We start from the raw sequence: 570 nt of genomic DNA, 5'->3' as shown, positions 1-570 counted from the left end.
CAATGGAGTTGACTGGGCCATTAAACAAATTCTTGCGTAACCACCCAACCACGCCAACGGTATTTGATGGTGGCGGGAGATCGGGCTGAAATTGATATGTACTCATATTATCTCTCCACCAGCGCAACTTTGCGGTTGTACAAGTTCATTAACGCAGACGTGAGCAAGCTCAGCGTTAGATAAACGCCCATTGTCATCGCGATGATCTCAATGGCTTGTCCTGTCTGGTTCAAGGTTGTACCAGCAAACACAGAAACCAGATCCGGATAACCAATAGCCATTGCCAACGAAGAGTTCTTCGTTAAGTTCAAGTATTGGCTTGTGAGTGGAGGAATGATGATTCTCAAAGCTTGAGGGATAACAACCAGCTTGAGCGTTTTAGCACGAGGCAAACCAAGTGACATCGCGGCCTCTGTTTGACCATGACTCACCGCGTTGATACCGGAGCGTACGATTTCCGCAATAAAGGCGGCGGTGTAAACACTTAACGCCAATAGCAAAGCTGCTAGCTCAGGAATAATGCTGATCCCACCTTTGAAGTTGAAACCTTTCAGTTCTGGGTATTCCAAA

General features: G+C 46.8%; 1 protein-coding gene. It reads right to left on the bottom strand.

The features are described 5' to 3' along the window. Nucleotides 1-107 precede the first annotated feature (107 nt). Nucleotides 108-570: ABC transporter permease subunit (locus R8O11_RS30010; protein WP_318195233.1), on the bottom strand; the 463-nt coding region annotated here is incomplete at its 5' end.

This window comes from Vibrio sp. 1288 (genome assembly GCF_033344475.1).
Note: the sequence above shows the minus strand (reverse complement) of the source record. Positions and strands in the feature narration are given on the sequence as shown.